We start from the raw sequence: 9,754 nt of genomic DNA, 5'->3' as shown, positions 1-9,754 counted from the left end.
ATGGCGGACACCGGGCGGCCGGTCGCGGTGGTGACCGGAGGATCGCGCGGCATCGGACGGGCCGTGGTGAACCGACTGGCCGCGGACGGATTCGACGTCGCCTTCTGCTACCGGTCCCGACCGGACGCCGCGGCGAAGGTCGTGGCAGAGGCCGGCGCGGCCGGCGCCACCGTCGTGGCGCACCGGGCCGACGTCTCGGCCGCGCACGAGGCCCGCGCCCTCGTCGCCGTCGCCGAGGCGCGACTGGGGCCGCTGTCGACCCTGGTCACGTGTGCCGGCGTCGTTCGCGACCGGCCGCTGGCACGCATGTCCGACCAGGACTGGGACGAGGTGATCCGCACCAACCTGGACGGGACCTACCACGTGTGCCGCGCCGCCGCTCTCGCGCTGATGCGGCACGGCGGCGGCTGCATCCTCACCCTGTCCTCGGTCGCCGCCGCGCACGGCAGCGCCGGACAGAGCAACTACGCCGCGTCCAAGGCGGGGATCGTCGGCTTCACCACGTCACTGGCCCGGGAACTCGGCCGCTTCGGGGTGCGCTCCAACGTGGTCGCCCCCGGCCTGATCGACACCGACATGACCGCGGAACTGCCCTGCGCGGCAAAGGCGTCCATCCTCGACCGGATCCCGCTGCGCCGACCGGGCAGCCCCGAGGAGGTCGCCGACCTGGTCTCGTTCCTCGCCTCGGATCGGGCCCGATACATCAACGGTCAGGTGATCGGTGTGGACGGCGGGCTGATCCTGTGAGCACCCGACCGAAACCCTCACGACGGCGCAAGTGGTGCCCCGGAAGCAGGAGTTCGTCATGTACGACGTGATCGTCGTCGGCGCCCGTTGCGCCGGCGCGCCGACGGCCATGCTGTTCGCCCGTGCCGGATACCGCGTCCTGATGCTGGAACGGGCCCGATTTCCCCGCGACACGCTCTCCACCCTCTACATCCATCAACCGGGCAGCGCACTGCTCGACGCGTGGGGCCTGCTGGACCGCGTCACGGCCACCGGCTGCCCACCGATCACGGCCGCGACACACCGCATGGGAGAGGTGACCCTGGCGGGCGCGCCGACGCCGATCGGGGGAATCGGTGCGGCCTACGCGCCGCGCCGGTATCTGCTCGACACCATCCTCGCCGAGGCCGCGACCGCCGCCGGAGTCGAGTTCCGCGAGCGGTGCCGGGTCACGGACGTGGTCTTCGACGGCGACCGGGCCGTGGGCGTGCGATGGCGCACCGGGGCGAGCACCGGCACCGACACCGCCACGCTCGTCGTCGGCGCGGACGGCATGCGGTCCGTCGTGGCGGATTCCGTACGGGCCCCGGTGACCCGCGAGAACCCGGTGCTGAGCTGCGTCTACTACGGCTACTGGGAAGGCGTGCCCGCGGACCGGTTCGAGGCGTACGCCGTGCGCGGACACTGGGTGGGCTGCGTCCCGACCAACGACGGACGCACGCTGATCGGGGTCTATCGCCCGCAGGCCGCGTACGCGGCGCTGCGGGCCGATCCGGAGGCCGGCTACCTCGAGGGCCTGGCCGCTGCGGCGCCCGAACTGCACGACCGGGCACGGGCCGGCACCCGGGTGGAGCGGCTCTTCGGCTGCGGCGCGCAACTCAACTTCTTCCGCCGCGCGTTCGGCCCGGGGTGGGCGCTGGTCGGCGACGCCGGCCACCACAAGGACTCCATCACCGCGGACGGCATCACCGCCGCCTTTCGTCAAGCCGCCCTGCTCACCGCCTGCGTGGGCACGGACCTGCACGACGAACCACTGCTGCGGGCGGCGTTGCGGCGCTTCGCCGGACACCGCGACCGGCTGCTCGCCGACCGCTACACCGACGCCCTCGCGCTGGCGCGACTGCGTCCCGACCGCGGGCAGGGCCGGCTGGCGGCGATCGCGGACGATCCCGCGCTGACCCAGCGCTTCCTCGACCGGGCGGCCGGTCCCGCCCCGGACATGACGGACGTACTACAGGAGGGTCGGGTACGCATATGACCACCGGCTTCGGCATCGCCTTTCCCGGGCAGGGCACCAAGGCGGCGGCGCTCACCGCGGCCCTGCACGCCCACCACCGGCACGCGCTCGTGGCCCGCCTGCTGGACACCTTCGACGCGGCCGACCCGGACGCCTTGGACCTCACCGACACCGCCGTCAACCAACCCGCCACCTGCGCCGTGGGCATCGCCGCCGTCGAGGCGGCATTCGGGCCGGGTGCCCGTCCACCCGTGACGGTCGGACACAGCCTCGGCGAACTCACCGCCGCCGCGTGCGCCGGATTCCTGGACGCGCACGACGCGTTCGACCTGGCGGTCGCCCGCGGCGCGTTGTGCCGTGCGCAGAACCTCCGCCGGCCCGGGGCCATGGTCGCGGTGGTGGGCGCCGGACCGGCCGACGTCGAGTGGCTGCGCCGCCGCGTGCTGGCCGAGCGCGGCGGCATCCTCGAGATCGCCGGCCTCAACGGCGCGCGCCAGGTCGTACTGTCCGGCGACCCCGCGGCCGTGCGCGAGACCGTGCGGCTGGCCGCCGAACTGTGCCTGCGCGCCGAACCGTTGCCCATCGCCGGGGGTTTCCACAGTCCGCTCATGATGGACGCGGTCCCACTCTGGCGCAGCCGACTGGAGGCCGTCGACTTCCGCCCGGGCACCGCACGGTTCGTCTCGGCGATCGACGCGCGGGAGCACACCGACCCCGAGCAGGTTCGCGAGCGACTGGCGCAAGGGCTCGTGCTCCCGGTCCGCTGGCGCGAGGCGATGCACGCGGTCCGCGACCTCGGGGTCCCCGGACTGATCGACGCGGGACCCGGGGACACGCTGCTCCGACTCGGGCGCAGGGACCGGGCGACGCCCTTCGTCGGGATCGGCGAGCCGGCCGCGCGGCCGACGGCACCCGAGCGGGCACGGCCGCGGACGTCCCCGCAGTCCCCGTCGCACCCGCGGACACAGTCTCGGACGCCCCTCGGCCACGATCACCGGACCGACCGCTCGCCCGATCCGCCGCGACCCGACACACCCGTCCGCCGCCGACGCTCGGGAGGCGTCACATGATCCGCGAAGACATCCCCGCCCGGGCCCCCGCCCGAACCGGACCCGCGACGCGCGGCGCGGATCCGCGCACGGACGCGCTGCTCGACCCGGACATCGTCCCGGCCGCGTCCGCCCCGTCCGCGCCGCGCCGGTCCGGATCCGACCGCCGCGTTCTGCTCACCGGCGCGACCGGCTTCCTCGGCGCCTTCCTGCTGCGCGAACTCCTGGACCGCACCGACGACGACGTGTGGTGCCTGGTCCGTGCCGACACCCCGCAGCACGCGCGACATCGCCTCCAGGAGACGATGCGGCGCTACCTGCTGTGGGACGCCGACACGGCCGCCCGGGTCGTCCCGATCACGGGCGACCTGACTCGACCCCGCTTCGGGCTGGCTCCGCGACAATGGTCGCGACTCGCCGAGCGCATCGACATCATCCAGCACAGCGGGGCGCGGGTCAGTCACGTCGCGGGCTACGAACCGCTTCGCGACGCCAACGTACGAGGCACCGCGGAAGTACTGCGGCTGGCCTGCGCGGACCATGTGAAACCGGTGCACTTCGTCTCCACCGCGGCGCTGTCCACCGATCCCACCGACCCGGCCGGGCAACCCCCGCCGCCCGGGACGCCGGCAGTCGGTTATGTGACGAGCAAGTGGGTCGCGGAGCGGCTGGTGCTCCAGGCCGGCGAGCGGGGTGTGCCGGTCGCTCTCTACCGCCCCGGGCGGATCAGCGGCCACTCGATCACGGGCGCCTGCCAACTCGACGACGCCATCTGGAACCTGGTGCGCGCGGTCGTACTCCTGGGAGCGGCTCCCGACGTCACCGTTTCCCGGGTGTCCTTCACGCCCGTGGACCATGTGGCCCGCGCCATCGTGCACGGGCACGCCGCGGACCGGCCCGTGCCGCCCGTGCGTTACCTGCTGAATTCCTCCGGGATGCCGCTGCGCGAACTGTTCGGGCACGTGGCGAAGCGGTTTCCGATCGACACGGTGCCGCCCGACGTGTGGCTCACCCGCCTGTGGGACGCGCGGCACGGGTACGACGGCGCCCTCACCAGGGCGAGCCTGCTGCTGGCCTCCTACCGGGCCCTGCTCGGCGGAACCGCCCGCCCGCCCGTCGGTGACGCCGGGGTCGTCCCGGACGGTGCGGGCGACGCCGACATCGCGTGCCCGCCGATCGACGGCGGGCTGATCAACGCCCATCTCGACTACTTCGAGTCCGTGGGTTTCCTGCCGTCCGCCGCCACACAATCCCCTGCATAATGGGCAACCGAATTTTCGGAAACAGTCGGGACGCCGGTCCTTTCCGACGGCGCCGGCCCGGTCGATACTCGAATCCTATCGTCGGCATAAAGAAACACCGATGCCGGAGCGAACAACCCTCACACGGCCTTGACGCGCGCCTCCCTAGTCTTATCGAGACACGATCCACGGGGAGCTCGACCATGGTCCAACCGTTCGCGTTAACGATTCCTCCTGCCATTCTCATCGTCAGTGACACCCCGGAGTATTCCTCCGACGGAACGCAACTCTTTCCCGGTCTGCGCACCACGATCGGCACGGTCGCCGGCCGCCGACCGGAATGGCTTCGGGTCGGGCCGGCCGGCCGCGACGCCGTGCCCCGCGAACTGCTTCGCGCCTCGGCCGCACGCGCCCACGCGTTGGTGCTGCTGACCGCCGTGCGCAACAACTCCTGCTCCGGCGAGATCAAACTCGCCCTGGACCATCTCGACGGCGGCCCGGTACGGCGCAAACCGGTGGGCCTGGTCTCGGTGAGCGCCGCCCGCGACACCCACGCGGTGGATCATCTCCGGATCGTGCTGGCCGCGTTGGACGCGGTGGTCATCCCCAGCGCGCTGACCGTGCCGGGCTACCCGGCCGCCGCCTCGCCCGAGACGCGGGCCCAGACGCCGCACGGCACGCTGAGCGGTTTCGTCGAGGAACTCCTGTGGTTCACCGGCCGATTGCGCGCGGACGCGCCCAGCGCACCCACGCCTGTCGAGCGCCCCGGGGACGACCCGGTGGCCGACCAGGTCGACACCGCCGTGGCCTTCATCCGGGAGAGATTCGCCGACAACGAACTGACACTCGGACTCGCCGCCCGAGCCGCGCACATGAGCAAATACCACTTCTCGCGGACCTTCAAAAAGCGGACCGGTCACAGATTCATAGATTTCGTCACGGAGCTGCGTATGGAACTCGCACGTGCACTGCTGATGGAAAGCAGCCTGCCGGTGGCCGATATCTGCGTCAAGGTCGGTTATCGGGACCTCAGCCATTTCCAGCGCACTTTCAAGGCCACCTACTCGCTGTCGCCTTCCGTGTTCCGCTCGGCGGCACAGGCCGGATTCACGCCGAGCGGCACCGGAGCAGTCGAAACGACGGATATCGCGGCACGCCAACCCGTCCTGTGCGCGCCGGGTGAAGGGAGCCGACATTGACCGGCCCGGTGCCGCACTACCTGTGCGGCCGATGGCACACACCCGCCGACTCCGGGACCACGCGCCGACACGCGGTGCACGGACACGAGGTCTTCCGGGTCACCACGACCGCGATCGACGCCGCCCCGGCGTTCGGGTACGCCCGCTCGGTGGGCATCCCCGCGCTGCGCGGCACCGAATTCGCCGAGCGGGCCCGGCGGACCAACCGGCTGGCACGTCATCTCGCGGGCCACCGCGATGAGTTCGTCCGCCTCCTCGCCCACCTGGGCAGCTCGCCGACCGACGCCGCACAGGACATCGACAGCGGGCTGGCAACGATGCGGCACTGCGCCGCGGCGCTCACCCGCCGTCTGGCCGACGCCGGCGCGACGGCGGACGGCCGGCTCCTGGCGGGAGACGGAGTGGACCCGCCCTTCGGGGTACGGGGTTCGGCGACCCGGTCCGTGCTCGACCGGCCGCCCGGTGTCGCGGTGCAGATCAGCGGCTTCAGCCTGCCCGCGACCACCATGCTCGGCGCCTTCGCCCACGCCTTCCTCGCGGGCACGCCCGTCATCGTCCGGCCGTCGCACCGCACCGCCCAGGTGGCGGCGCACCTGGTGCGACGGATCACCGAGTGCGACGGAATCCCGGACGGAGCACTCCAGTTCGTGTCCGGACCCACCTGCCTGGCCGACCACCTCACCGCCCACGACCTGCTCTCCTTCACCGGGACCTCGGCCACCGCCCGACGACTGCGCGGTCGGATCGCGACGCTTGCCGCCGCACCGCACGAGGACTACGCCACGGACGCCCTGGACTGCGCGGTACTGGGTGCCGACGCCGCACCGGGCACGGCGGCCTTCGCGCTGTTCGTCGACCGACTGGTCGCCGCCATGACGGCGCACGCGGGTCAGACGCGGGCGGCGGTACGCCGCGCCTTCGTACCGGCGCAGCTTTTGGACGCGGTGGCGGACGCGGCCGCCGCTGCCCTGGACGAGATCCGACCGGGTGACCCCTACACCACCGGAGCGGGCATGGGGCCGCTGATCGACTCGCCCCATCGACACCGCGTCCTGGCGGGTGTCGCCCGACTGCGCGGGGTCACCCGCACGATCCGCGGGACGCCGGGCCGGATCGCCGCGATGGCCGACGAGCGGCGGTTCGGCGCGTTCATGCCGCCGGTGCTGCTGGCCGCCGCCGACCCGGGACGCCGCGAGGTGCACGAGGTGGAGGCGTTCGGCCCGGTCGCCACGCTCGTTCCGTACCGCTCGTCGGCCGACATCCGCGACGCGCTCGCCCTCGGCGGCCGTGACCTGCACGGCTGGGTGGTCACCGACGACCCCGCGAGGGCCCGAGACCTGGTCCGCGGGCTGATCCCCACGCACAGCCGCGTCGAGATCGTCGACCCGAGGGATCCGTGCGCCGGCCGAAGCGCTCCGGACGACACCGAACACCTTCGTCCGCTCCACCGCCACCTGAGCACCACGAACGTTCGGGCCTCGCCCGGGCATCTGGCGGCGGTCACCGATCGATGGGAACCGGGCGCCGCACGCGCGCACGGCCCGACACATCCCCTGCGCCGATACCTGAGCGACCTGCGCGCCGGCGACGCCGTGACGGTCGGCCCCCGCACGGTCACCCGGGCCGACATCGACCGCTTCGCCGAACTCACCGGCGATCACTACTACTTGCACACCGACGAGGCCACCGCGACCAGACACCCGCTCTATCGCGGGATCGTCGCCCACGGCTACCTGGTGCTGTCGCTCGCGGCAGGCATGTTCGTGCCGCCCGAACCCGGGCCCGTACTGGCAAACCGCGCGCTGGAGAACCTGCGCTTCCTGGCCCCGGTACGGCCGGACGACGCCCTGACCGTCACCCTGACCGCCCGGCGGATCACCGCACGCCCCGGTGCCCGTCACGGCGAAGTGCGCTGGCACGTCGAGGTCGTCAACCAGGACGCCCGGCCCGTCGCGGACTTCGACCTGATCACCCTGACCGCAGACCGGCCCGCCGACGCCGGGGACAAGGACGTGACGCATGCGCGCCACCACCATTCACGGCCCCTATGACATCCGCGTCGAGGACGTCCCCGACCCCCGCGTACAGCGGCCCGGCGACGCGGTGGTCCAAGTCCTGCGCGCCTGCGTGTGCGGCAGCGACCTGTGGGCCTACCGGGGCGAGTCCGCCCGTACGCCCGGACAGCGCATCGGGCACGAATTCCTGGGCACCGTGGTGGAAACCGGCTCCCACGTGCGCGCGGTGCGCCCCGGCGACCTGGTCATCGCCCCGTTCACCTGGTCCGACGGGGCCTGCGTCTTCTGCACGGAGCGCCTGCCCACCTCCTGCACCAACGGCGGAATGTGGGGCGCGGTCGGGTCCGACGGCGGCCAGGGCGAGGGCGTCCGGGTCCCGTACGCCGACGGCACCCTGGTCAAGGTCCCCACCGAGGCCGCCTCGGACGAGCGGCTGCTCGGCGCGCTGCTCGCACTGACGGACGTCATGGGCACCGGCTACCACGCGGCGGTGAGCGCCGGCGCACGGCCGGGTGCGACCGTCGCCGTGGTGGGCGACGGCGCGGTCGGGCTGTGCGCCGTCCTGGCCGCCCGCATGCTGGGCGCGGAGCACGTCATCGCGCTGGGCCGACACGCGGCCCGCCTGCGCCTCGCCCGCGAGTTCGGCGCCGCCACCACGATCACCGAACGCGGCGAGGCGGCCGTGACGGCGGTACGCGAGGCGACGGGCGGCCACGGCGTGCACGCCGCGATCGAGGCCGTGGGCAGCGAGGAGGCGATGCGTACCGCCATCGGCGTCACCCGCCCCGGCGGCGCCATCGGCTGGGTCGGCGCCCCGCACGGAAGCGACCGCGGACTGGACGTCGGCGCCCTGTTCATGAACAACCTCACCCTGCGCGGCGGCATTGCCCCCGTCCGGTCCTACCTCCCCGACCTGTTGCCGCGCGTGCTCGACGGCACCCTCGACCCCTCACCGGTGTTCGACAGCACGATCCCCCTCGCATCGATCGCCGACGGATACCGCGCCATGCACGACCGCAGCGCCCTGAAGGTCCTGATCATCCCCTGAAGATCCTGATCACCCCCTGAAGGCCCGGGATGCGTTGGCCTGTTCCCGTACCGCCGGTGCCCCACGCACCACCCACACGACCGTGAGCAAACGAAAGGCCGTGAGCCGCATGCAGATCATCCACCGGGACGACCTCGAGGCGATCACCTCCGTGGTCGTCGACGAATCCGTCCATGACATCGGACTGTTGAAGGACTTCCATCGTCATCCCGCCCTCAAGGAGTTCATCCCCGACCTCGCGCGGATCTCGATGAGTTGGGTACGGCTGCTCCCCGACCAGGCGCAGGCCGTGCACCGGCATCCCGTCAAGAGCATGGTCGTCGCGGCGGTCGGATCCGGGCGAACGCTCGGCGAAGTCCGGCAGGAGATCGGGCCGGGCGACATCGTGCTGCTCCCGCCGGGCGACGACCACGGCTTCGTGGGCACCGGACCGACCGGGTTCTGGGCCCTGTCGATCCAGTTCGAGGGCGCCGGACTGTACGAGAACACCGAGTCGCCGCGCGTGAGTTACCTCGCCGATCGGCACGAGGTGGCGGCCGTGCGCGCGGCGAACGAACGGTACATGGCCGGGTACCGGGACAGCGCCCTGATCCGCCTCGTCGCACATCCCGACGCCACCACCGGGGAATCGCGCCAACGCGCGCTGGACCACCTGCAACAGTGGTCCGACGGCTTCCAGCGGGTGATCGCCGCCCGCGTCGCGGGGGAGATCGACACGCCCTCGCGTCGGCTCGCCGAGGAACACCTGGCCGAGGAACTCGGCCACAACACGCTGCTGGGCGGCACGCGGGCCGGCCGCCCGGCCCGCCGTGATCCGGTCGTCGCCGCGGCATCCTCGTGGTTCGTGGACCGCATGACCTCCTCGAGCACCGTCGACCGCATCGTGCTGGCGCATCTGGTGCTGGAAGGCAGCGGTCTGGTGTTCCACAACGCCGGGTTGACCAGCTTCGCGGGCAGCCGCTACTTCGAACTCCACGACGGCGCCGACGTGGAACACCTGGAGGTGGGATATCGGGCGCTGGCCGACCGCGACGACTGGTCCGTGGAGCGGGTCGAAGAAACCCTGCGCGAGGGCTGGGAGATGGTCACCCTGTTCTCCGACCGGGTGGCCGAGCGGGCCCACAACGGTTGACCCACGGCGTCGGTGTCCGCCGACGGGTGGCCGGGTGTGCCGAACGGCCCGCGCGGAACGATGTGTTCGTCCGCGCGGGCCGTTCGTCCCGGGGTGGGGTCACCACG

Annotated in this window: 8 protein-coding genes; all 8 read left to right on the top strand. The window is 72.6% G+C overall.

The genetic code is table 11. The annotated features are described in order from the left end of the window. Entirely contained in the window at window positions 1-747 is a 747-nt protein-coding gene (gene fabG / locus ACIBSV_RS08280; RefSeq protein ID WP_395860512.1) for a 3-oxoacyl-ACP reductase FabG, read from the top strand. A 58-nt stretch (window positions 748-805) separates the two neighbouring features. Beyond that, the gene (locus tag ACIBSV_RS08275) at window positions 806-1,984 is read left to right on the top strand and encodes an NAD(P)/FAD-dependent oxidoreductase (RefSeq protein ID WP_395860510.1); all 1,179 of its coding nucleotides are present in this window, start codon (window positions 806-808) and stop codon (window positions 1,982-1,984) included. Beyond that, window positions 1,981-3,033 (top strand): ACP S-malonyltransferase, encoded by a 1,053-nt coding sequence (locus ACIBSV_RS08270; RefSeq protein WP_395860508.1) that lies wholly within the window; start codon window positions 1,981-1,983, stop codon window positions 3,031-3,033. Before ACIBSV_RS08275 ends, ACIBSV_RS08270 begins: the two co-directional genes overlap by 4 nt. Beyond that, entirely contained in the window at window positions 3,030-4,274 is a 1,245-nt protein-coding gene (locus ACIBSV_RS08265) for a thioester reductase domain-containing protein (RefSeq protein WP_395860506.1), read from the top strand. The genes ACIBSV_RS08270 and ACIBSV_RS08265 overlap by 4 nt, the downstream gene beginning before the upstream one ends. A 182-nt stretch (window positions 4,275-4,456) precedes the next feature. Next, window positions 4,457-5,452: a helix-turn-helix domain-containing protein gene (locus tag ACIBSV_RS08260; protein ID WP_395860504.1), complete on the top strand. Its 996-nt coding sequence runs from the start codon at window positions 4,457-4,459 to the stop codon at window positions 5,450-5,452. Next, on the top strand, window positions 5,449-7,503 hold the full coding sequence (locus tag ACIBSV_RS08255) for an aldehyde dehydrogenase family protein (RefSeq protein WP_395860502.1): 2,055 nt from the start codon (window positions 5,449-5,451) through the stop codon (window positions 7,501-7,503). Before ACIBSV_RS08260 ends, ACIBSV_RS08255 begins: the two co-directional genes overlap by 4 nt. After that, on the top strand, window positions 7,472-8,515 hold the full coding sequence (locus tag ACIBSV_RS08250; protein WP_395860500.1) for a zinc-dependent alcohol dehydrogenase family protein: 1,044 nt from the start codon (window positions 7,472-7,474) through the stop codon (window positions 8,513-8,515). The genes ACIBSV_RS08255 and ACIBSV_RS08250 overlap by 32 nt, the downstream gene beginning before the upstream one ends. Before the next feature lie 82 nt (window positions 8,516-8,597). Beyond that, the gene (locus ACIBSV_RS08245) at window positions 8,598-9,647 is read left to right on the top strand and encodes a hypothetical protein (RefSeq protein WP_395860499.1); all 1,050 of its coding nucleotides are present in this window, start codon (window positions 8,598-8,600) and stop codon (window positions 9,645-9,647) included. Window positions 9,648-9,754: the final 107 nt, after the last annotated feature.

The organism is Embleya sp. NPDC050154 (assembly GCF_044460165.1).
Taxonomy (GTDB): Bacteria; Actinomycetota; Actinomycetes; order Streptomycetales; family Streptomycetaceae; genus Embleya.
The sequence above is the reverse complement of the archived record's forward strand: the minus strand, read 5'-3'. Positions and strand labels throughout refer to the sequence as shown.

Excerpts from the sequence above, each read along its gene's own strand:
- fabG (WP_395860512.1), top strand. The coding sequence starts at position 1 with ATGGCGGACACCGGGCGGCCGGTCGCGGTGGTGACCGGAGGATCGCGC.
- ACIBSV_RS08275 (WP_395860510.1), top strand. The coding sequence starts at position 806 with ATGTACGACGTGATCGTCGTCGGCGCCCGTTGCGCCGGCGCGCCGACG.
- ACIBSV_RS08270 (WP_395860508.1), top strand. The coding sequence starts at position 1,981 with ATGACCACCGGCTTCGGCATCGCCTTTCCCGGGCAGGGCACCAAGGCG.
- ACIBSV_RS08265 (WP_395860506.1), top strand. The coding sequence starts at position 3,030 with ATGATCCGCGAAGACATCCCCGCCCGGGCCCCCGCCCGAACCGGACCC.
- ACIBSV_RS08260 (WP_395860504.1), top strand. The coding sequence starts at position 4,457 with ATGGTCCAACCGTTCGCGTTAACGATTCCTCCTGCCATTCTCATCGTC.
- ACIBSV_RS08250 (WP_395860500.1), top strand. The coding sequence starts at position 7,472 with ATGCGCGCCACCACCATTCACGGCCCCTATGACATCCGCGTCGAGGAC.